Origin of the sequence: Pseudoxanthomonas winnipegensis (genome assembly GCF_030322905.1) — a bacterium.
In the GTDB taxonomy this organism is placed as follows: domain Bacteria; phylum Pseudomonadota; class Gammaproteobacteria; order Xanthomonadales; family Xanthomonadaceae; genus Pseudoxanthomonas_A; species Pseudoxanthomonas_A winnipegensis.
In genome coordinates this window covers 3,503,170-3,523,638 of sequence record NZ_CP095475.1, presented here as the reverse complement: position 1 = coordinate 3,523,638, position 20,469 = coordinate 3,503,170, and the positions used below count along the sequence as shown (strand labels likewise).

The window sequence follows — 20,469 nt, the reverse complement described above, 5'->3', positions numbered from 1 at the left end:
CAGGACACCTCGACCCGGTGTCGCGCCCTCGGCCCAGGCGTCTTCGTCGCTTGCGCGACCCGCGCACTCCCTACCGTCGTTCCCGCGCAAGCGGGAACCCATGGACTTTACGCACAGCCTCCAGCGGCACCGGATCCCCGCTTTTCGCGGGAATGACGATCCTGAAAGCCGCCAGCAATCAGGACAGCGAAGACAGCAGCGCGTCCACGTCCAGCGCGTGCCCGGCGCGGGCGGCCTTGGTGCGCAGGTACTGCTCGTTGTCGGTGGTGATGCGGCCGGTGACCGGCAGGCGTTCGACCACTTCCACACCGACCGCGCGCAGGCGCTCGACCTTGGACGGGTTGTTGCTCAGCAGCCGCACCTGATGCACGCCCAGACCGCGCAGCATGGCCGCGGCGGTGCCGTAGCGTCGCTCGTCCGGGCCGAAGCCCAGCAGCGCGTCGGCATCGATGGTGTCCAGGCCCAGGTGCTGGTAGCCGTAGGCGCGCATCTTGGAGGCGATGCCGGTGCCGCGGCCTTCCTGGTCCAGGTACAGCAGCACGCCGCCGCCCAGCTCGGCCAGCTTGGCCAGGCCGTTGCGCAGCTGGTCGCCGCAGTCGCACTTGAGCGAGCCGAACAGATCGCCGGTCAGGCACGAGGAATGCACCCGCACCGGCACCGGCCGGCTGAAGTCCGGGGTGCCGACGATGATCGCCACCTGGTCGCGCTGGGCCACGCCGCCGCGGAACACCACGAAGCGTGCATCGCCCAGCCCGCGCAGCGGCACGCGGGTGCTGGCGACTTCCTCCCAGTCCTGCCCGGCGTCCGCCTGGCCGGCCTCGACCTGGTCCAGGGTGATGGCCAGACAGGCGTAGAACGGACCGGCCTGCGCGTCCAGGTCGTGCACCACCAGCGCCGGCAGCAGCAGCCCCAGGCGCGCCAGCTGCAGCCCGGCGGCATCCCGCGCGTTGGCCGGGTGCCAGGCGTCGCCGTGCGGCTGGGCCGGCAGATAGCTCAGGTCGGCGAGCTGATCGAAGCGCCCGTCCAGCGCCAGGCGCGCCCCTTGCGGCGCGTCCAGGCCGAGCACGCCGGCGCGGACCGGCCCGATCGACAGCGTCGCCCGCCCGCCGCTGGCCTCCAGGAAGCCGTGGAAGCTGTCCGGGGATGCGGTGTCCACCGCCAGCACGGCGGTCTGCCCACCCTGCGCATCGACCACGCGCAGCGGCCGGCCCGCGCGCAGCTCGGCAGCCGCCCGCTCGCACGCCACGGCGGCGGGATGGCCGAACAGGGCGAGGTGGAGGTGGGAAGCGGTCATGGCGGTCGGAATCAGCGGCGGGGCGAGAAACGGGAGGCGGCGTGCGATGGGGCGAATGGAGCCTGGTGGGCATTTTCGCCGATCCGCCGTGCGGCGGCGGCCACGCCAGCGGAACGATGCGGGTCTGGGCCGTCAGTGCGGGTGCTTGGCGGTCCAGTACGGGTCGGTCTGGCCACTGCCTGGCGGGCGCAGCGTGTAGCGCTTGTAGGTCCACTGGTACTGGGCCGGGTCGCGCCGGGCCACGCGCTCGATCTGCGCATTGAGCAGCGCCGTGCCCGCCACCGGGTCCGCGTCGCCGATGCCCGGCGGTGTCGGCTCGACGTGCAGGGCGAAGTCCAGACCGCTGCCCACGCGCTCGCACCAGCCCAGCAGCACGATCGCGCCGGTGCGCTCGGCCAGGCGGTTGACCAGGGTCATGGTCAGCGCCGGCACGCCGAAGAACGGCACGAACACGCCGTCGCCGGCCTTGGGCTGCTGGTCGGGCAGGATGCCGACCGCACCGCCCTCCTTGAGCACCTTGAACAGCTGGCGCACGGCCGGGCCCTCGGCGCGCACCTGGCGGATGTTCTCCGCCCCGCGCACGCGCTGCAGAAAGGCGTCGCCGGCGGCCGAGGCCGGCGGCTTGTAGACGATGGCGATGTCCCCGCGCGAGGCCAGCCACTGGTTCAGCAGCTCCCAGTTGCCGAAATGCGGCGCGGCCACGATCACCCCGCGCCCGGACTTGAGCGCCGCGTCGTACAGGTCCTGGCCGTGGCGCTGGCGCAGGTGCGCGTCCAGGTTCCGCGCGTGCGGCCGGGTCCAGAAGCGCAGCGTCTCCAGCGCCTGACGCGCGGTGCCGCGCAGGATGCGCCGGTGCAGATCGGCGCGCTGGCTGGGCAGCAGCTCGGGATAGGCCAGCTCCAGGTTGCGGCGGGCCACCCGGCTCTCGCGCGCGTCCAGCCGGCCCCAGGTCCAGGCCAGGGCATCGGCGAGGCGGCGCAGCAGCGGCCAGGGCAGGGAGGTGAGGGCGGCGGCGGCGCGGTAGGCGCCAGCGGCCAGCAGGTGCGGCTTCATCGTGCCAGTCTATCGGCGGTGTCAACCGGGCGGGGATTGCAAAGCCCGGCCCCCGTCCGCACCTTGGGCGGCCGAGACCGGTGCCCGAGGAGTTTCAAGCCGATGTTGTCGCTGATCCAGCGGGTGACCCGCGCCAGCGTGACGGTGGACGGCCAGACCGTCGGCGCCATCGGCCCCGGGCTGCTGGCCCTGGTCGGGCTGGAGCCGGGCGACGGCGAGGCGCAGATCCAGCGCATGGCCCAGCGCCTGCTGGGCTACCGGGTCTTCGCCGATGACGCCGGGCGGATGAACCGCTCGCTGACCGACACCGGCGGCGGCCTGCTGCTGGTCAGCCAGTTCACCCTAGCGGCCGATACGGCCTCGGGCATGCGGCCCAGCTTCACCACCGCCGCCCCGCCGGAAGAGGCTGAACGCGGCTTCAACCGGCTGGTGGAGGTCTGCCGGGCGCGGCACGGGGGGGTGGAAACCGGGCGTTTCGGCGCCCATATGGTGGTGGACCTGGTCAACGACGGCCCGGTGACTTTCCTGCTGCGGCCCTGAGCTGCTGCAAATGCTTCAAGACGCGAAAGCGTCAAATCTCGCGGCCCCGGGATAGGGGCGCGCGGCGGCGCGGTGACCTGGCTGGTGAACTATTTGCAGCCAGGCGCGGTATAATACGTGGTTCTCCAGACCTTTTCTTTTAGGCGGCGCAAGCACTCATGGCCAACGAACGTCCTGCCCAGGCATCCGACATCAAGCTGCTGATCAGCAAGGGCCTTGAACAAGGCTACCTGACCTATGCCGAGGTCAACGATCACCTGCCTGACGACATGGTCGATCCGGAGCAGATCGAAGACATCATCGGCATGATCAACGGCATGGGCATCCAGGTCCATGAAGTGGCGCCGGATGCCGAGACCCTGCTGCTGGCCGGCGAGGCCAGCGGCAACCGCGAGGTCGACGAGACCGCCGCCGAGGAAGCCGCCGCCGCGCTGACCTCGCTTGACACCGAGGGTGGCCGCACCACCGACCCGGTGCGCATGTACATGCGCGAGATGGGCACGGTCGAGCTGCTGACCCGCGAGGGCGAGATCGCCATCGCCAAGCGCATCGAGGAAGGCCTGGGCCAGGTGCAGGCCTCGCTGGGCCTGCTGCCGTCGATCGTGGACATGGTCCTGGAGGACTACGAGCTGCACAAGGCCGGCAAGAAGCGCCTGGCCGAGGTGGTCGTGGGCTTCAACGACATCGTCGAAGAGCCGGAGGCCCCCGCGGTCGAGGCGGCCGACGTCAGCGACGCCGATGCCGATGCCGACACCGACGACGAGGATGAGGACGAAGAGGGCGGCGCCGAAGAGGAAGCCGGCCCGACCGGTCCGGACCCGGAGGAGGTGGCGCGCCGCATGGAAGTGATGGCCGCCGCCATGGCCAAGTTCAAGAAGGGCTACGCCAAGAGCGGCGCCGACAGCAAGACCGGCGCCAAGCTGCGCGCCGAGATGGCCGAGGTGTTCGTCACCCTGAAGCTGCCGCTGGCCCTGACCGACAACCTGGTCAAGCACGTGCGCGACGTCCTGCAGCAGATCAAGGACCAGGAGCGCCGCGTGCTGCACCTGTCCACGGTCACCGCCAAGATGCCGCGCAAGGACTTCATCCGCTCCTGGGAAGGCAACCAGACCAACCTGGAGTGGGTCGACGAGGCGCTCAAGCGCAAGCAGAAGTGGTCCTCGGGCCTGCGTGAGGTCAAGGACCAGATCATCGCCCAGCAGCAGGCCACCATCGAGGTGGAGCAGGCGATGTACCTGACCCTGGCCGATCTGAAGGACATCAGCCGGCAGATGGCCTATGGCGAGGCCAAGGCGCGCAAGGCCAAGAAGGAAATGGTCGAGGCCAACCTGCGCCTGGTGATCTCCATCGCCAAGAAGTACACCAACCGCGGCCTGCAGTTCCTGGACCTGATCCAGGAGGGCAACATCGGCCTGATGAAGGCGGTGGACAAGTTCGAATACCGCCGCGGCTACAAGTTCTCGACCTACGCCACCTGGTGGATCCGCCAGGCGATCACCCGCTCGATCGCCGACCAGGCGCGCACCATCCGCATCCCGGTGCACATGATCGAGACGATCAACAAGCTCAACCGCATCTCGCGCCAGATGCTCCAGCAGTACGGCCGCGAGGCCACGCCGGAGGAGCTGGCCAAGGAGATGGACATGCCCGAGGACAAGATCCGCAAGGTCATGAAGATCGCCAAGGAGCCGATCTCCATGGAGACCCCGATCGGCGACGACGAGGACTCGCACCTGGGCGACTTCATCGAGGACACCAACGTGGAGTCCCCGATCGAGAACACCACCAACATCAACCTGATGGAAACGGTGCGCGACGTGCTGGCCGGGCTGACCCCGCGCGAGGCCAAGGTGCTGCGCATGCGCTTCGGCATCGACATGAACACCGACCACACCCTGGAAGAGGTCGGCAAGCAGTTCGACGTCACCCGCGAGCGCATCCGCCAGATCGAGGCCAAGGCGCTGCGCAAGCTGCGTCATCCCTCGCGTTCGGAGACGCTGCGCAGCTTCCTGGACATCGACTGATCCAGGCCAGGCGCGGGACCGTCCAGGCCCCGCGACGCGATCCACGACAGGCCCGCCATCGGCGGGCCTGTCGCGTTCTGCGGCGTCGGCGCGCGCGCCGTCCGGCAAAACCCTAACGTTCCATCGTCTAGCATCGGCGTTCTTGTCCCCCCAGCAAGGAGTCTGCGTGCGTGCCAACGCCGCCGACTGCGGTGTCTCCATCGCGGTCTTCCCGCAACGCCCCCCGTCCGCGCCGCGGCCCGAGTCGCCTTCGCCGGCGGATCGGACTCGCCAAGCGCGCCGGCGCCTGTATTCTTCTGCGCATGTCCCCGCGTCCGACCCTGTTGTGTTCCTTCCGCTGCGCCTGCACGCCAGCGTGGCGATCGCGCGCGTGATTCCCCTCCCGCAGCCAGGCCCCGCGCGTCGTACCGAATGAAGATCGCCGAACCCATCCGCGTGCCCTATCCCGAGCACGTCATCGACGAGCAGGCCTTCGCCTACGAACTGCTGCCGCCGCCGGCGCCTTTGGAGATGCCGCAGCAGTCGCTGCGCACCGGCAAGCTGCGCAGCCCGCCCATGCCCTCGGCGCCGCCGAACATGGCGCTGCGCCGGCTCTACATCTTCGGCGGGACGCTGGCGATCACGCTGGTCGGCCTGTACCAGATGTTCCGGGTGATGGCGACCGATGGCATCAACCTGCTCGAGGGGCTGTTCCTGACCCTGTTCGCGCTGCTGTTCGCCTGGGTGTCGCTGTCCTTCTGCAGCGCGCTGGCCGGCTTCCTGCTGATCGTCACGCGCCGCCGCCGCCGGCTGGGCCTGCGCCCGGAAGATCCGCTACCCACGCCGACCGTGCGCACCGCGCTGCTGATGCCCACCTACAACGAGGAGCCGCAGCGGCTGATGGCCGGCCTGCAGGCGATCTACGAGTCGGTGCGCGAGACCGGGCATATCGACCGCTTCGATTTCTTCATCCTCTCCGACACCACGCGCGGGCCGATCCGCATGGACGAGGTGGAGGAGTTCCATCGCCTGCGCGAGCGCCTGGGCGGCGCGCCCAACCTCTACTACCGCCACCGCGCCGACAACGCCGAGCGCAAGGCCGGCAACATCGCCGAGTGGGTGCGGCGCTTCGGCGCGGCCTATCCGCAGATGCTGATCCTGGACGCCGACAGCCTGATGACCGGCGACACCATCGTGCGCCTGGCCTGGGGCATGGAGACCCACCCGGACGTGGGACTGATCCAGTCGCTGCCGCTGATCGTCAACGGCAGCACGCTGTTCGCGCGCATGCAGCAGTTCGCCGGGCGCGTCTACGGCCCGGTGATCGCGCACGGCGTGGCCTGGTGGCACGGCACCGAGAGCAACTACTGGGGCCACAACGCGGTCATCCGCACCCAGGCCTTCGCCGATCATGCCGGCCTGCCCAAGCTCGGCGGCGTGCGCCCGTTCAAGGGCCATGTGCTTAGCCACGACTTCGTCGAGGCGGCGCTGATCCGCCGCGGCGGCTGGGCCTGCCACATGACGCCGGCGCTGGGCGGCAGCTTCGAGGAGGGCCCGCCCTCGCTGACCGACCTGCTGGTGCGCGACCGGCGCTGGTGCCAGGGCAACCTGCAGCACGTGGGCATCCTGCCCACGCGCGGGCTGCACTGGATCAGCCGCACCCACTTCATGATCGGCATCGGCCATTACCTGACCGCGCCGATGTGGGCGATGATGATGCTGATCGGCATCGCCATCCCGCTGGAGCAGGCCGGCACGCTGCTGAGCCTGTCGGACCTGGCGCATTTTTCGCCAGTGAGCTACTGGCGCTCGCTCGACCCGGACCGGATCCTGTACGTGTTCGAGGCGACGATGTTCGCGCTGTTCGCGCCCAAGGTGATGGGGTATCTGGCGGTGCTGGCCGACCGCAAGGTGCGACGCGGCTGCGGCGGTTGGTTCCGCATGATCGTGAGCATCGTGATCGAGAGCGTGCTGGCCGCGCTGATGGCGCCGATCGTGATGTACGTGCAGTCGCGCGGCGTGGCCGAGGTGCTGGCCGGCAAGGACTCGGGCTGGGACGCGCAGCGCCGCGACGACGGCTCGATGCCGTGGGGCCTGCTGGTGCGCCGCTACGGCGGGCTGTCGGTATTCGGCGTGCTGATGGGCGCGGCGGCGTACTTCGTCTCGCCTTCGCTGGCGCTGTGGATGTCGCCGGTGATCGCCGGCCTGGTGCTGTCGATCCCGATCGTGGCACTGACCTCGGCGCGTGGACCGGGGCAGGCGCTGCGCCGGCTCAAGCTGCTCAGCATCCCCGAGGAAACGCGGCCGCCGGCGATCCTGGTCCGCGCCGGCCGCCTGCGCCAGCGCATCGAGGCCGAAGCCGAGGCCGCTGCGGAAGCGAACTGATCGCTTCCGCAGCCATACACCCAACGCTTTGCTAGCGGAAACCAGATAAACGCCTAACACACGGCTCATGGGCACTTAATCGAGGCCCTCCAGGCTGGCGACATGACCTGGAACCTCACTCCCACCCTGGCGCCCTTCGCGGGCCGGTTCGCGCACGTGGCGCTGATCGACCGCCAGCACCCGCAACGCACGGCGGTCGAAGCCTTCATCGCCGCGGTGTACGAGGCGCGCTATGGCGCGCGCCTGCGCCACTTCCTGCCGCACCTGGTGGCCTATTGGGACGCGTCCGGCGCGCTGGTGGCCGCCGTGGGCATCCGCCTGGGCGACGAAGGCGCGCTGTTCGTCGAGCAGTACCTGGACGGCCAGGCCGAACACGCCATGGCGCAGCGGCTGGCCATGACCGCGCCGGTGCGGGCGAGCCTGGCCGAGGTCGGCAACTTCGCCGCGCGCACGCCCGGTGCCGCGCGCGAGCTCATCGTCCAGTTGACCTGCCTGCTGCACGCCGCGCAGGTCCGCTGGGTGCTGTTCGCCGCCACGCGCCAGTTGCGCAACGCCTTCGAGCGCCTGCAGCTGTCGCCGGTGGAACTGGCCGAAGCCCGGCCGGACCGGCTGCACGGCGCCGCCACGGACTGGGGCCGCTATTACGACACCCAGCCCTGGGTGATGTGCGGCAACGTGGCCCTTGGGCATGCCTACCTGCTGACGCGGCAGACGCAGGACGCCGTGGTCCAGCCGCAGACGGGGTTCTGCCTGGCCGGTGCGCTGTGATCGCCGCGCAGTGGCCGGCGCTTTCGGCGGGGCGCAGCGAGCGTGTGCTGACCGCGCAGGGCGCGTTGGGCGATCTGGCGCTGCTGGCGCGCGTGGAGCGGCTGGCCGGTCTGCTCGACACGGCCGGCCTGCGGCGGATCGCCAGCCGCCTGGACAACGGCGTGGAGTGGCTGGTGCTGGATCTGGCCGTTCGCCAGCTGGGCGGTGTGCATGTGCCGCTGCCGACCTTCTTCTCCGACGAGCAGGTGGCCCACGCGCTGGCCTCCAGCGCGGCCCAGGCGATGCTGGTGGCCGAAGGCGCCGGCGCGCGGCAGGGGTTGCGTTCGCTCGCGCCGCTGCTGGCCGGCACCGGGTTGTCGGGCTGGGCGCTGGAGCATGCCGAGCTCGCGCTTCCGGCCGGCACCGCCTGCGTCACCTACACCTCCGGTACGACCGGGCGCCCCAAGGGCGTGTGCCTGGATGCGGAGGCGCTGATGACCGTGGCCGGCTCGCTGGTGGCCGCCTCCGCGCGCATCGCCCCGCAGCGCCATCTGTGCCTGATGCCGCTGTCGACCCTGTTGGAGAACGTGGCCGGGCTGTACGCCACGCTGCTGGCCGATGCGCAGATCGCACTGCCGTCGCTGGCCGAGATCGGCTACACCGGCGCCAGTGGCCTGGACGTGCCCACCTTGCTGCGCTGCCTGCATCGCTACCAGCCGCAGAGCGTGATCCTGGTGCCCCAACTGCTGCTGGCCCTGGTGATGGCGGCCGAACAGGGCGCGCCACTGCCGTCGAGCCTGCGCTATCTCGCCGTCGGCGGTGGCCGGGTCGGCCCTGGCCTGCTGGCGCGCGCGCAGGCGCTGGGGCTGCCGGTGTTCGAAGGCTACGGCCTGACCGAATGCGCCTCGGTGGTCTGCCTCAACCGGCCCGACGCCGCACGCACCGGCAGCGTCGGCCAGCCGCTGCCCCACGCGCAGGTGGAAATCGACGGTGGCGAGATCCTGGTCCACGGCGTCAAGGCGCTTGGCTACCTGGGCGGCGAGACGCTCGCGCCCGGTCCGATCCGCACCGGCGATCTGGGACACATCGACCAGGCCGGTTTCGTTCACGTCACCGGTCGCCGCAAGAACGTCTTCATCACCGCCTTCGGCCGCAACGTTTCGCCCGAATGGGTGGAAAGCGAGCTGCTCTCCCACCCGGCGCTGGCCCAGGCGGTGGTGTGGGGCGAGGCGCAGGCCGACAACGTCGCCGTGCTCTGGCCGCGCCGCCCCGACCTGGACGCCGCCGCCATCGCCCGCGCATTGGCCGAGGTCAACGCAGGCCTGCCCGACTACGCGCGCGTGGCGCGCTTCGTCCGCGCGGATGCCCCGTTCTCCGCCGCCGACGGCCTGATGACGGCCAACGGACGCCCGCGGCGCGAAGCCATCCTCGCCCGCTACCAGGCCCAGGTGGACGCCGCCTACCGCAACCCGCTCAACGTTCCCCCTACCGGAGTTTCCCCATGCGCTTCCACGACACCCTGATCCAGCAGACGCAAGCCGAACGCGCCGGCCTGCTGTCCATCCCGATCATCCAATCGGCCCTGGCCGGGCAGATCGCCCGCGAAGACTACGTGGCCTTCCTGGGCCAGGCCTATCACCACGTGCGGCACACGGTGCCGCTGTTGATGGCTTGCGGCGCGCGCCTGCCGGCGCGCCTGGAGTGGCTGCGTACGGCCATCGGCGAGTACATCGAGGAGGAGATGGGCCATCAGGAATGGGTGCTGGACGACATCGCCGCCTGCGGCGCGGACCGGGCCGCGGCGGCCGCCTCCTCGCCGTCGCTGGCGACCGAGCTGATGGTGGCCTACGCCTACGACACGATCGCCCGCGGCAACCCGGTGGGCTTCTTCGGCATGGTGATGGTGCTGGAGGGCACCAGCGTCGCCCTGGCCACCCGCGCGGCCACCACCATCGAGGCGACGCTGGGGCTGCCTCGCAACGCCTTCAGCTATCTGCTCTCGCATGGCGACCTGGATGTGGAGCATGTGGGCTTCTTCGAAGGCCTGATGAACCGGCTCGACGATGCCGGCGACCAGGCGGCGGTGGTCCACGCCGCGCGCCGCTTCTATGTGCTGTACGGCGACATCTTCCGCACCTTGCGCGTCGATGGCGTGCGTCTGGCGGAGGCGGCGTGATGCGGCTCGATGGCAGGACGGTCGTCCTGACCGGTGCCAGCGGCGGCATCGGTTCGGTCCTGTGCGCTGAACTGGTGCGGGCCGGGGCGCGGGTGCTCGCCGTCGGGCGCAGCGCCGCGCGCCTGGCGGTGCTGGCGGGGACGCAGCCGACCGGCATGGTCACCTGGCTCGCGGCCGATCTGGACAGCGCGCCGGGCCGCGCAGCGTTGGTCCAGCGCGTGCGTAGCCTGCCGGCGCCTCCGGCCATGCTGATCCTGGGCCATGCGCACGCCGGTTTCGGCCTGTTCGAGGAGCAGTCCGGCGCGGAACTCGCGCAGGCGCTGCAGGCCAACCTGGTGTCGCCGGCGCTGCTGATCCACGACCTGCTGCCGCTACTGGACCGGCGCGGCGGCGCGGCGGTGGTGGCGATCGGCTCGACCTTCGGCAGCATCGGCTTCGCCGGGTTTTCCGCCTACAGCGCCAGCAAGTTCGGCCTGCGCGGGCTGTTCGAATCGCTGGCACGCGAATACGCGGACGCGCCGGTGCGGTTCCAGTATCTGTCTCCACGGGCGACGCGCACGGCGTTCAACGCGCCGCAGGTGGACGCGCTCAATGCCGAGCTCAAGACGGCCTACGACACGCCCGAGGCGGTGGCGCGCCAGCTGATGGACGCCATCGTGCGCGGCGTGCCGCGCCGCCAGCTGGGCTGGCCGGAAAAACTGTTCGTGCGGATCAATGGCGCCTTCCCCGCGCTGGTCGACCGCAGCCTGCTCGCGCAGCTGCCCATCATCCGGCGCCATGCGCGGCGCTCTTCCGTTTCTTCTTCCTGCGAGGTCGTGCATGAACCTGTCGCTCCGTGATGTCGTGCGCGGTGCCATCCTCGGCGCCGTTCTTGCCTGCGCGGGGCTGGCCTCGGCCGCCACGCAACCGGTGCCCGCCGACGTGGTCCGCATCCGCGATCGCTGGGCGGAAGTGAACTACCAGTTGCCCAAGGCGCAGCGCGCGGCCGCATTCGAGGCGCTGGCCGCGCAGGCCGCGCAGGTGCGCCAGGCCAGGCCCGACGATGCCGCGGCGCTGATCTGGGAGGGCATCGTGCTGTCCAGCTGGGCGGGCGAGAAGGGCGGCATGGGCGCGCTGTCGCTGGTCAAGCAGGCCAAGGCCGACTTCGAGACCGCGTTGAAGCGCGACCCCGCCGCGCTGGAAGGCTCGGCCTATACGAGTCTGGGCGCGCTCTACTACCAGGTGCCTGGCTGGCCGATCGGCTTCGGCAACGACGATACCGCCCGGCAGATGCTGCGCAAGGGGCTGGAGATCAACCCCAACGGCATCGACGCCAACTACTTCTATGGCGACTTCCTGCGCGACCAGAAGGACTGGGCGGGCGCACAGGCCGCGCTGAACAAGGCGCTGGCCGCGCCGGATCGTCCCGATCGCAAGGTCGCCGATGAAGGGCGCCGGCAGGAGATCGCGGCCAAGCTCGCGCAGGTGCGCCCGCACCTTGCCAAGCCCTGAGCCGCGCCAGCACACTGCCCGACATGCGCATCCTGCTGGTGGAAGACGATGTCTCGCTGGGTGAGGGCATTCGCACGGCGCTGCGGCGGGCGGCCTTCACGGTGGACTGGGTACAGGAGGGTGCCGCGGCACTGGCCGCCATCGGCGATGGCGCGTTCGATCTGGTCCTGCTGGACCTGGGGCTGCCGCGCATGGATGGGATCGAGGTCATCCGGCGCGCGCGCGCGCAGGGGGCCGACCTCCCGATCCTGGTGCTGAGCGCGCGCGAGCGTCCTGCCGATCGCACCCTGGGGCTGGACGTGGGCGCCGACGACTACCTGGGCAAGCCCTTCGACACGGCCGAACTGCTCGCCCGCGTGCGCGCCCTGCTGCGCCGCAGCGCGGGTCGCGCGCGGCCCACGCTCGAGGCCGGCGCGCTGCAGCTGGACCCCGCGCGGCTGACCGTGAGCTGGCACGGCAAGGGCCTGGACCTGACCCGGCGCGAGTTCGCGTTGCTGCGGCTGCTGATGGAACAGCGCGGACGCCCGCTGGGGCGCGACACCATCCAGCAGCATCTTTACGGCTGGGATGCGGACGTGGCCAGCAATGCGGTGGATGTGCATGTGCACCAGCTGCGTCGCAAGCTTTCGGCCAGCCTGATCCGCACGGTGCGCGGCATCGGCTATGCCTTGGACATGGAGGCCACGCAGTGAGGCCGCGCGCGCATTCGATCCGGCGCATGCTGCTGGTGTCGCTGCTGGGCATCGTGTCGGTGCTGATGGCGCTGGCGGCCGGCTTCAGCTATCACGCCGGGCTGCAGGAGGCGGGCGAGATGTTCGACGCGCGCCTGGTGCAATCGGCGCGCGTGCTGTCCAGCCTGATGGACGAGCCGCTGGGCGATGTCGCCGATCACCCCGGCGAGCCCATCGTGCTGCGCGGCTGGCACGGCCAGGCGCAGGGCGTGGGCGAGGCGCTGGCGTTCGACACCGGACACGCCTACGAGACCAAGCTCGCCTTCCAGGTGTGGAAGGACGATCGCCGCCTGCTGTTGCGCTCGGACAGTGCGCCGTCGGTGCCGTTCGCGCCGCTGCGCGCGGGCTATGCCGACGCGGTGGTCGCCGGCGAGCGCTGGCGCGTGTTCACCCTGCATTCGCCGCAGGGGCGCTGGTTCCAGTCCGCCGAACGCGCCGACATCCGCGAGGAACTGGCCGGCGACATCGCGCTGGGGACACTGTTGCCGCTGCTGTTGGCCCTGCCGCTGATGGCGCTGCTGACCTGGCTGGCGGTGCGCTGGGCCACGCGCTCGCTGGTGCGGCTGTCCGATCAGATCGGCGAGCGCGATCCGGAGAACATGCAGCCATTGGCGCCGCTCAACCTGCCGCTGGAAGTGCAGGGGCTGGTCGGCGCGCTCAATGCGCTGCTGCGTCGTCTGGAGGAAGCGCTGGCCCGCGAGCGCCGCTTCATCGCCGACGCGGCGCACGAACTGCGCACCCCGATCAGCGCGCTGAAGGTGCATGCCGGCAATGTGCGCATGGCGCGCGGCGAGACCGAGCGCGAGGACTCCCAGCGTCATCTCGACGCCAGCGTCGAGCGCATCGAGCGCCTGGTGTCCCAACTGCTCTCGCTCAGCCGCGCCGAGCACGGCCATTCCTCGGCGCGGATGCAGGTGCTGGACCTGGACGCGCTGGTGGCCATGGAACTGGACGACATCGCGCCGCTGACACGCGCCCGGCAGCAGACCGTCGCCACCGCCTTCGGCGAGTGCCGCGTCTGTGGCGATGAGCTGGGCCTGTCGTTGCTGGTGCGCAGCCTGGTGGAGAACGCCGCGCGCTACGCGCCGGAGGGCGGCTGCCTCGTGGTCTCGACCCAGGACACCATCGGTGGCGTCCTGCTGTGTGTCGCCGACTCCGGCCCGGGCATCCCGCCCGCGGCGCGCGAGCGCGTGTTCCTTCGCTTCCATCGCGAACTGGGAAGCGGCGTGGAGGGCAGCGGGCTGGGCCTGGCGATCGCCGACGAAGTGGTGCGCGCGCATCGCGGGCGGATCGAACTGGCCACGTCCCACACGCTGGGCGGGCTCGAGGTGCGCGTCTACCTGCCCGGCCCGCCGCGCGCGGCCTCGCACTGACGCCGCTCCGGGACGTGTGTGGGGTGAGTCGGCTTTCGTGCGGGCCGTCCTCAGACCGCGGCGACCGCCTGCGCGATGACCCCGGCCACCGCGTCCGGCATGGACAGCGGCGACATGTGGCTGGCGGGCAGTTCGGTGGTGCGGGCCTGTAGACGCGTGGCCAAGGCGCGCTGCAGATCGACGCTGACCGCCCTGTCCTGACTGGACACGACGTACCAGTTCGGTCGGTCGCGCCAGGCCGCATGGCCGATCCTGTCGTTGAAGGTGGTCAGCGCCAGCGGCGTCTGCACCACGGCCAGCGTGCGGGCTTCTTCCTCGGGCAGGTCCTGGGCGACGTTGGCGATCCAGCTGGCCTCACCCATCTTGAGGAACCCTTCGCCGAACGGCACGACCCCGCCCAGTCCGGGCGGCGGCGGGTGCTGGCCCACTTGATCGCCGGTCGACTCGCCGGCATCGGGCGCGAAGGCCGCCACGTAGACCAGCGCGCGCACCTTCGGGTCGTTGCCGGCCTCGGTGATGACCGTGCCGCCCCAGCTGTGCCCGACCAGGACGACCGGGCCATCGATGGCCTGGAGGGTGCGGCGGGTGGCCGCGACGTCGTCGGCCAGCGACGTGGTCGGGTTCTGCACGGCGACCACCTGCAGCCGCGCGCGCAGCAGCCGCGCGATGACGGCGCGCCAGCTGGAGGCGTCGGCCCAGGCGCCGTGCACCAGGACGACGGTGGGATTGGGGGCCTGTGCCATCGACGATTTCTCCTGATGAAGCGACGTGTCGCGTCGCGCGCTTTTGCGGATGTGGGAAAGAGCGTGGGGGCACCGGTCTCCTCAAATCTCGCAGCGGCGTGCCTGTAGAGCGGAGCTTGCTCCGCTGCTTTTCGTTCGGTTCTTAGGGAAGGCCCCAGCGGAGCAAGCTCCGCTCTACAGACGGGGACCGCCATGGCGGTGAGGGGCTCTAGCGGGAAGGCCTCATCGCCGGCATGCCGGCTCCCACCCGCACTCGCTCCGACGTCCACTCCAACTCTTCCCAGGTGCCACTCCCACATTTGCTTCCGGGCTGCCGTGGCGTGCGCGTCCTCAGCTCTTGACGAAGGCGAGCAGGTCCGGGTTGATGACGTCGGCGTGCGTGGTCAGCATGCCGTGCGGGTAGCCCTTGTAGACCTTGAGCGTGCCGTTCCTGAGCAGCTTGATCGACTTCAGCGCCGAGGCCTGGATCGGCACCACCTGGTCGTCGTCGCCGTGCAGGACCAGGGTCGGCACGGTGATGGCCTTGAGGTCTTCGGTCTGGTCGGTCTCGGAGAAGGCCTTGACGCCATCGACGTGGGCCTTGGCGCTGCCCATCATGCCCTGGCGCCACCAGTTCTGGACCACGCCGGGATAGACCTTCGCATCGGGCCGGTTGAAGCCGTAGAACGGACCTGCGGCCACGTCGAGGAAGAACTGCGCGCGGTTGCTGGCGGTGCTGTTGCGGAAGCCGTCGAACACCTCCAGCGGCAGGCCTTCCGGACTGGTCGGGGTCTTGAGCATCAGCGGCGGCACGGCGCTCACCAGCACGGCCTTGGCCACGCGGCCCTGCGGCTGGCCGAACCTGGCCACGTAGCGCGCCACCTCGCCACCGCCGGTGGAGTGGCCGATATGCACGGCGTTGCGCAGGTCCAGGTGTTCGGCCACGGCCGAGGCGTCGGCGGCGTAGTGGTCCATGTCGTGGCCTTCGCTGACCTGGGCCGAACGGCCGTGGCCGCGCCGGTCATGGGCGACCACGCGGTAGCCGTGCTGGACGAAGAACATCATCTGCGCGTCCCAGTCGTCCGAGGACAGCGGCCAGCCGTGGTGGAACACGATGGGCTGGGCGTTCTTCGGGCCCCAGTCCTTGTAAAAGATCTGGACGCCGTCTTTGGTCTGGACGTAGCTGCTGGTCATGGGCGGATTTCCTTGTGCGGTCGAGGGGGCCGGTCGTGGCAGGGCCACGGCCGGCAGGACGGCGGTGGCGATCAGGGCGGCACCGGCCTGGAGGGTCTGACGACGGGTGAACGTCAGGGGATCGTGCGGGTCGTGCGACATGCGAAGGGCTCCTTCGGCGGAAATGCCGCCCGGTCAGGCGCGGTGGGGCGAAGGCCATCGTGTCGCCAGCGACACAGGGACGCCTACCCTCGTTCGTTGCGTCCGTCGCTCCCTCTTTCGGGGGACGCGGCGTCGTGGCGGACGACGCGGCGGCCGAAGCGCCGTGCGTCCAGCGAGTACGCGCCGGGGCCCAGCAAGGCCAGGCCGGCGATGAGCAGCAGGGTCGGCGCCTGATCGACGGCCAGGTGCGCCAGCGCATGCACGCAGGCGAGCAGCAGCGCCAGCGGCGTGAGCCAGCCGCAGATCAGCAGCAGGCCGCCCGCCAGTGCCACGCCGGTCCACGCAGGGCTGCCCGCCGTGCGCGACTGCCACAGCGCCACCGCCAGCGCCACGCGCAGCAGCAGCAGGCCCACGCCGGGCCCCCGGTCGGGAAACATCGAGAACAGTCGCTGCATGGCCACCTCCGCCCGCGATGGGCGCATGGTCAAGGCGCGCTGCGCATCCCCCGAAAGAGGCGTCAGCGCGCCCCCCTGTCCTGACACAATCGATCCATGAGGGGCGCCGGCGTGCAGGGACACCGAGGGAACTGGATCATCCGCGCGTGCTCGGCGTGGCTGGTCCTGGCCTGGCTGTGGCCGTGCCTCGCGCACGCCGAAGACGCGCCGCCGGACGCGGCGCTGTCGGGATTCGACCACAGCAGCTGGACGCTCGAACGCGGCGCCCCGGCCGATATCTGGGACATGTTCCAGGGCCGCGATCGCGCCCTGTGGCTGGGTACCGGCAGCGGGCTCTACCGCTTCGACGGGCAGCGCTTCATGCGCACCGCGCCGCCGCCGGGGCAGGCCTTCCCCTCCAACAACCTCACCGTGCTCAAGGACGACGGCGCCGGGGGTGTCTGGGCGGGCACCTACGATGCCGGCGTCTTCCATCTGCATGGCCAGACGCTGCAGCGCTACGGCCCAGAGCAGGGCCTGCCGCCGGGGATCGCGTTCTCGATGGCGCGCGACGGGCAGGGGCGCTGGTGGGTGGCCAACGGCGACGGCCTGCGCTGGTTCGACGGGCAGCGCTGGCGCGCGCCGCAGGCCGGGCAGGGCTTCGCCGCGGGCGAGGCGTACTGGGTGCTGTGCGACGCGGGCGGCACCCTGTGGGTGGCCACGGCCGATCGCCTGCTGTATCTGCCGCGCGCGGGGCAGCGCTTCCTGGATGCCGGCGTGCCGCTGACCCGCTACGCGGCCTGGCGCAGGCGCCGGACGGCACGGTGTGGGTGGCCGATCGCAGGCGCGGCCTGTGGCCGGTGGCCGACCGCGCCGGGCTGTTGCCGGAAGATGCGCGGCAGCGGCGCGCCCTGCCGCAGCTGCGCCTGCAGCGCTTCGCCTTCCAGCGCGATGGCAGCCTGTGGGGCAGCGTGCTGGGCGGCGGCGGGATCGTGCGGCTGCGCTGGGAGCGCTCCGACGCCATGCCGCGTATCGAACGCTTCGATGTCGGCCAGGGCCTGCCTTCCACCTATGCCTCGCCGGTGCTGGAAGACCTGGAGGGCGACGTCTGGGTGGGCACCAATCTGGGCCTGTCGCGATTCCGCCGACACCTGATCCATCGCCTGGCCTGGCCGGGGCGCGATGCGCCGGACACGCTGATGACGCTGCCGGGGCAGCAGGTGCGCGCCTATGGCGAGGCCGGCACCGTCTGGCCGCTGGACCGCGCCCGCCTGGCGGCGCTGGGCCAGGGGCAGCGCCCGATGCCGGCGCAGGACGCCGCAGCGGTCTGGCGCTGGCAAGGGGGTCGGATCGTGCGTTCGCCGCGTCCGGCCGCGATGGCCGCAGCGCCGTCCGACGCAGGGCCGGGCGAGGTCTCGGCCCTGATCCAGTCCGCGCAGGCCGTGTGGGTGTGCGCGACCGCGGGCGGCGTGCTGCGCAACGCCGGCAGCGGCTGGTTACGCGAGACGCGCCTGCCCGACCGGCGCTGCTCGGCCCTGCAGGTGGATGCGCGCGGCGCGCTGCTGGTCGGCTACCCGGACGGCGGTGTCGCCGTGTTGGCGGACGATGCGCAGGGCGCGGCGACGGTGTCGCAGGCCGGCGTGGGGCCGATCACCGGGCTGTACCGCGACCAGGCGCTGACCTTGGTCGCGGGCGAGGAAGGCCTGGCGCTGGCCGACGCGGCGGGCGGCTATGCCCGCGTGCGTGGACTGCGCGAGGACCTGCTGCTCGGCATCAGCGGCATCGTGCGCCAGGGCGAAGGCGACCTGTGGCTTTACGGCATCCGGGGGCTGGTGCGCGTCTCGCCCGACGACCTGCGGCGCAGCGCCGCCACCGGGTTGCCGCTGGACCAGGCCCGCGCCTTCGACGCCGTCGACGGTCTGCCCGGCGTCGCCCTGCAGGCCAGTGCCGTGCCGACGTTGGCGCTGGGCCAGGATGGGCTGCTGTGGATGGCGAGCAACCAGGGCCTGGCCTGGCTGGACGTGAATGCCATCGCGCGCAACCGCGTCGCGCCGCAGGTCCGCCTGGGCGAGGTGGTGTCGGGCCAGGGCCGGCGGCCGCTGATCGACGGGCTGGTCCTGCCCAAGCGCACGCGCGAGCTGGAGCTGGACTATTCCGCCGCCAGCCTCGCGCGCCCGGACCGGGTGCGCTACCGGGTCCGCCTGGAGGGCGTGGATGCGCACTGGCGCGAGATGGGCGAGCTGGCCCAGGTGCGCTACGCCAACCTGCAGCCGGGGCGCTATCGCTTCGAGGTCATGGCCGCCAACGAGGACGGCGTGTGGAGCGTGCCGGTCCAGGCGGGCTTCGCCATCCGCCCCGCGTGGACCCAAACCGGGCTGTTCCGCGTGGCGATGCTGGTGCTGCTGGCGCTGGCGATCGCCGCGGTCATCGTCCTGCGCAGCCGCGCGCTGGCCGCGCGCTGGCGCGCGCGCCTGGAGGAACGCCACGGCGAGCGCGAACGCATCGCCCGCGACCTGCACGACACCTTGCTGCAGGGCATGCAGGGCCTGGTGCTGCGGCTGCATGCGGCCAACCAGCGGCTGCCGCCGACCGAGCCGGTGCGGCACGAGGTGGAGCACGCCCTGGAGCTGGCCGAATCCACCCTGCGCGAGGGGCGCGAGCGGGTGGTCGGCCTGCGCGGCGAGGACACGCGCATCGAACTGGGCGCGCGCCTGGCGGCGGTCGGCAAGCGCCTGGCCGACGGTCCGGCGCCCAGCCTGCGCCTGCTGATCGAAGGCCAGCCGCGCGCGCTGCCGACCTGCGTGGCCGAGGAGGCGTTCCTGATCGGGCGCGAGGCGCTGACCAACGCGCTGCGCCACGCCCAGGCCAAGGCCATCGAAGTGGAGATCGGCTACGGCCGCGAGGCGCTGCACCTGCGCGTGCGCGACGACGGCCTGGGCATGCCGGCCGACGCGCAGGCCAGGCGCGCGCACTTCGGCCTGCGCGGCATGCGCGAGCGCGCCGCGCGCATCGGCGGCACGCTGCAGGTGTGGTCGGCGCCGCGGATGGGCACGGAGATCGCCCTTTCGGTCCCGGCCGCGCGCGCCTACGCTGTGGCACGGACGCGCTGGTGGCAGCGCCTGCGCCGGGCTTCGCAGGAGGACGCGTGATGCAATCGCAGATCGGCGTGCTGGTGGTGGACGATCACCCGCTGTTGCGCGACGGGCTGCGCGCCATGCTCGAGGCGCAGCCGGACATGCGCCTGCTGGGCGAGGCCGGAGACGGCCACCAGGCCCTGGAGCGTTACGCGCAGCTGGCGCCCGATGTGGTGCTGATGGATCTGCAGATGCCCGGCATGGACGGTGTGGAAGCCATCGAGCGGCTGCGCCGGCACGATCCGCGTGCGCGCATCCTGGTGCTGACCACCTACAGCGGCGATGCGCGCGCGGTGCGCGCGCTGCAGGCCGGCGCCGCCGGCTATCTGCTCAAGGACATGCTGCGCCACGACCTGCTGGATACCATCCGCGCGGTCTTCGCCGGCCAGCGCCCGCGCATGCCGATGCACATCGCCGAGGGCATCGCCTGCCACGTGGCCGACGACGGGCTGTCCCAGCGCGAGACCGTGGTCCTGTCGGCCGCCGCCAGCGGGCTGACCAACAAGGCCATCGGCCAGCGCCTGTCGATCTCCGAACAGACCGTCAAGGCGCACATGAAGAGCCTGATGGCCAAGCTCGGCGCGCGCGATCGCACGCATGCGGTCACCATCGCCCTGCAGCGCGGGATCATCTCGCTGGAGCGGATCGAGCTGTAGGCGCGGCGAGGATTCGTGTGCGCGTGATGGCGGGCCCGGCGCGTTGCTCATGCGTTCCGACGCGCCGGGCTCGCCTTGCACTGCGCTGAGGTCAGCGCAGCATCTTCAGGCCGGCGTCGTATTCGGCCGGGCTGAGCTTGCCGTCGCGGTCCATGTCGATCATGCCGAAATGCGGCGCCAGCGGATGGTCCTTGGGCAGCTCGGCCTTGTCGATGAAGCCGTCGTGGTTCCTGTCCAGCGCGGCGAAGTCGCCCTGGGCCGGCGCGGCCGCGGCATGGTCGCCATGCGGGTGCGCCTGCGGACCGGCCCAGGCGGCGCCGGAAAGCAGACCGGCGCAGACCAGGGAGACAGCGAAGAACGGATGTTTCATGGAGAGCCTCTTGGGGTGGGAGAAG

At 71.3% G+C, this 20,469-nt stretch carries 19 protein-coding genes; 13 read left to right on the top strand and 6 right to left on the bottom strand.

Annotated features, from left to right (window positions below; translation table 11 throughout):
- Positions 1-178: 178 nt before the first annotated feature.
- Both ribA and MWN52_RS15455 read right to left on the bottom strand, forming a co-directional pair.
- Positions 179-1,294 carry a GTP cyclohydrolase II RibA gene (gene ribA / locus MWN52_RS15460; protein WP_286575372.1) on the bottom strand — a complete coding sequence of 372 codons (1,116 nt, stop codon included), beginning with the start codon at positions 1,292-1,294 and terminating at the stop codon, positions 179-181.
- Between the two features lie 132 nt (positions 1,295-1,426).
- Positions 1,427-2,347, bottom strand: coding sequence for a lauroyl acyltransferase (locus tag MWN52_RS15455; protein WP_286575371.1), 921 nt, complete (start codon positions 2,345-2,347; stop codon positions 1,427-1,429).
- A gap of 102 nt (positions 2,348-2,449) precedes the next feature.
- Between MWN52_RS15455 and dtd the strand changes: the two genes are divergently transcribed.
- The 10 genes from dtd to MWN52_RS15405 all read left to right on the top strand — a co-directional run bounded on the left by dtd (position 2,450) and on the right by MWN52_RS15405 (position 13,793).
- Positions 2,450-2,887 (top strand): D-aminoacyl-tRNA deacylase, encoded by a 438-nt coding sequence (gene dtd / locus MWN52_RS15450; protein ID WP_130516857.1) that lies wholly within the window; start codon positions 2,450-2,452, stop codon positions 2,885-2,887.
- 158 nt (positions 2,888-3,045) lie between these two features.
- Positions 3,046-4,911, top strand: a complete 1,866-nt coding sequence (rpoD, locus tag MWN52_RS15445) for an RNA polymerase sigma factor RpoD (RefSeq protein ID WP_130535096.1) — start codon at positions 3,046-3,048, stop codon at positions 4,909-4,911.
- 411 nt (positions 4,912-5,322) lie between these two features.
- The gene (mdoH, locus tag MWN52_RS15440; RefSeq protein WP_286575368.1) at positions 5,323-7,275 is read left to right on the top strand and encodes a glucans biosynthesis glucosyltransferase MdoH; all 1,953 of its coding nucleotides are present in this window, start codon (positions 5,323-5,325) and stop codon (positions 7,273-7,275) included.
- A 102-nt stretch (positions 7,276-7,377) separates the two neighbouring features.
- The gene (locus MWN52_RS15435) at positions 7,378-8,043 is read left to right on the top strand and encodes a thermostable hemolysin (RefSeq protein WP_345783497.1); all 666 of its coding nucleotides are present in this window, start codon (positions 7,378-7,380) and stop codon (positions 8,041-8,043) included.
- Positions 8,040-9,545, top strand: coding sequence for an AMP-binding protein (locus MWN52_RS15430; RefSeq protein WP_425608046.1), 1,506 nt, complete (start codon positions 8,040-8,042; stop codon positions 9,543-9,545). The genes MWN52_RS15435 and MWN52_RS15430 overlap by 4 nt, the downstream gene beginning before the upstream one ends.
- Positions 9,524-10,198 carry an iron-containing redox enzyme family protein gene (locus tag MWN52_RS15425; protein ID WP_286575366.1) on the top strand — a complete coding sequence of 225 codons (675 nt, stop codon included), beginning with the start codon at positions 9,524-9,526 and terminating at the stop codon, positions 10,196-10,198. The genes MWN52_RS15430 and MWN52_RS15425 overlap by 22 nt, the downstream gene beginning before the upstream one ends.
- Positions 10,198-11,037 (top strand): SDR family oxidoreductase, encoded by an 840-nt coding sequence (locus MWN52_RS15420; protein WP_286577767.1) that lies wholly within the window; start codon positions 10,198-10,200, stop codon positions 11,035-11,037. Before MWN52_RS15425 ends, MWN52_RS15420 begins: the two co-directional genes overlap by 1 nt.
- On the top strand, positions 11,018-11,689 hold the full coding sequence (locus tag MWN52_RS15415; protein ID WP_286575365.1) for a tetratricopeptide repeat protein: 672 nt from the start codon (positions 11,018-11,020) through the stop codon (positions 11,687-11,689). The genes MWN52_RS15420 and MWN52_RS15415 overlap by 20 nt, the downstream gene beginning before the upstream one ends.
- Before the next feature lie 23 nt (positions 11,690-11,712).
- Positions 11,713-12,381, top strand: a complete 669-nt coding sequence (locus tag MWN52_RS15410; protein WP_286575363.1) for a response regulator transcription factor — start codon at positions 11,713-11,715, stop codon at positions 12,379-12,381.
- A gap of 29 nt (positions 12,382-12,410) precedes the next feature.
- On the top strand, positions 12,411-13,793 hold the full coding sequence (locus MWN52_RS15405; RefSeq protein ID WP_286577766.1) for an ATP-binding protein: 1,383 nt from the start codon (positions 12,411-12,413) through the stop codon (positions 13,791-13,793).
- 50 nt (positions 13,794-13,843) lie between these two features.
- On the opposite strand, the gene MWN52_RS15400 is transcribed toward MWN52_RS15405, so the two are convergent.
- From MWN52_RS15400 to MWN52_RS15390, 3 genes are all read right to left on the bottom strand, one after another.
- Positions 13,844-14,536, bottom strand: a complete 693-nt coding sequence (locus tag MWN52_RS15400) for an alpha/beta fold hydrolase (protein ID WP_286575361.1) — start codon at positions 14,534-14,536, stop codon at positions 13,844-13,846.
- A 330-nt stretch (positions 14,537-14,866) separates the two neighbouring features.
- Positions 14,867-15,709: an alpha/beta fold hydrolase gene (locus MWN52_RS15395; protein ID WP_286577765.1), complete on the bottom strand. Its 843-nt coding sequence runs from the start codon at positions 15,707-15,709 to the stop codon at positions 14,867-14,869.
- 224 nt (positions 15,710-15,933) lie between these two features.
- Positions 15,934-16,305: a hypothetical protein gene (locus tag MWN52_RS15390; protein WP_286575359.1), complete on the bottom strand. Its 372-nt coding sequence runs from the start codon at positions 16,303-16,305 to the stop codon at positions 15,934-15,936.
- Between the two features lie 96 nt (positions 16,306-16,401).
- On the opposite strand from MWN52_RS15390, the gene MWN52_RS15385 reads away from it, so the two are divergent.
- The 3 genes from MWN52_RS15385 to MWN52_RS15375 are packed head-to-tail and all read left to right on the top strand — an operon-like array spanning position 16,402 to position 20,074.
- Entirely contained in the window at positions 16,402-17,439 is a 1,038-nt protein-coding gene (locus tag MWN52_RS15385; protein ID WP_286575358.1) for a ligand-binding sensor domain-containing protein, read from the top strand.
- 44 nt (positions 17,440-17,483) lie between these two features.
- A complete protein-coding gene (locus MWN52_RS19570) occupies positions 17,484-19,433 on the top strand; it encodes an ATP-binding protein (protein WP_345783519.1) in 1,950 nt (649 codons plus the stop codon).
- The gene (locus tag MWN52_RS15375; protein ID WP_286575357.1) at positions 19,433-20,074 is read left to right on the top strand and encodes a response regulator; all 642 of its coding nucleotides are present in this window, start codon (positions 19,433-19,435) and stop codon (positions 20,072-20,074) included. The genes MWN52_RS19570 and MWN52_RS15375 overlap by 1 nt, the downstream gene beginning before the upstream one ends.
- A gap of 91 nt (positions 20,075-20,165) precedes the next feature.
- Here MWN52_RS15375 and MWN52_RS15370 read toward each other — a convergent pair whose 3' ends face one another.
- The gene (locus tag MWN52_RS15370; protein ID WP_286575356.1) at positions 20,166-20,444 is read right to left on the bottom strand and encodes a hypothetical protein; all 279 of its coding nucleotides are present in this window, start codon (positions 20,442-20,444) and stop codon (positions 20,166-20,168) included.
- Positions 20,445-20,469 lie beyond the last annotated feature (25 nt).

What these genes read in the sequence shown, in the direction of transcription:
- dtd (WP_130516857.1), top strand. Translation starts at nt 2,450, where the DNA reads ATGTTGTCGCTGATCCAGCGGGTGACCCGCGCCAGCGTGACGGTGGAC.
- rpoD (WP_130535096.1), top strand. Translation starts at nt 3,046, where the DNA reads ATGGCCAACGAACGTCCTGCCCAGGCATCCGACATCAAGCTGCTGATC.
- MWN52_RS15415 (WP_286575365.1), top strand. Translation starts at nt 11,018, where the DNA reads ATGAACCTGTCGCTCCGTGATGTCGTGCGCGGTGCCATCCTCGGCGCC.
- MWN52_RS15410 (WP_286575363.1), top strand. Translation starts at nt 11,713, where the DNA reads ATGCGCATCCTGCTGGTGGAAGACGATGTCTCGCTGGGTGAGGGCATT.
- MWN52_RS15455 (WP_286575371.1), bottom strand. Translation starts at nt 2,347, where the DNA reads ATGAAGCCGCACCTGCTGGCCGCTGGCGCCTACCGCGCCGCCGCCGCC.
- MWN52_RS15370 (WP_286575356.1), bottom strand. Translation starts at nt 20,444, where the DNA reads ATGAAACATCCGTTCTTCGCTGTCTCCCTGGTCTGCGCCGGTCTGCTT.
- MWN52_RS15420 (WP_286577767.1), top strand. Translation starts at nt 10,198, where the DNA reads ATGCGGCTCGATGGCAGGACGGTCGTCCTGACCGGTGCCAGCGGCGGC.
- MWN52_RS19570 (WP_345783519.1), top strand. Translation starts at nt 17,484, where the DNA reads ATGACGCTGCCGGGGCAGCAGGTGCGCGCCTATGGCGAGGCCGGCACC.
- MWN52_RS15425 (WP_286575366.1), top strand. Translation starts at nt 9,524, where the DNA reads ATGCGCTTCCACGACACCCTGATCCAGCAGACGCAAGCCGAACGCGCC.
- mdoH (WP_286575368.1), top strand. Translation starts at nt 5,323, where the DNA reads ATGAAGATCGCCGAACCCATCCGCGTGCCCTATCCCGAGCACGTCATC.
- MWN52_RS15385 (WP_286575358.1), top strand. Translation starts at nt 16,402, where the DNA reads ATGAGGGGCGCCGGCGTGCAGGGACACCGAGGGAACTGGATCATCCGC.
- MWN52_RS15435 (WP_345783497.1), top strand. Translation starts at nt 7,378, where the DNA reads ATGACCTGGAACCTCACTCCCACCCTGGCGCCCTTCGCGGGCCGGTTC.
- MWN52_RS15395 (WP_286577765.1), bottom strand. Translation starts at nt 15,709, where the DNA reads ATGACCAGCAGCTACGTCCAGACCAAAGACGGCGTCCAGATCTTTTAC.
- MWN52_RS15390 (WP_286575359.1), bottom strand. Translation starts at nt 16,305, where the DNA reads ATGCAGCGACTGTTCTCGATGTTTCCCGACCGGGGGCCCGGCGTGGGC.
- MWN52_RS15400 (WP_286575361.1), bottom strand. Translation starts at nt 14,536, where the DNA reads ATGGCACAGGCCCCCAATCCCACCGTCGTCCTGGTGCACGGCGCCTGG.
- ribA (WP_286575372.1), bottom strand. Translation starts at nt 1,294, where the DNA reads ATGACCGCTTCCCACCTCCACCTCGCCCTGTTCGGCCATCCCGCCGCC.
- MWN52_RS15375 (WP_286575357.1), top strand. Translation starts at nt 19,433, where the DNA reads ATGCAATCGCAGATCGGCGTGCTGGTGGTGGACGATCACCCGCTGTTG.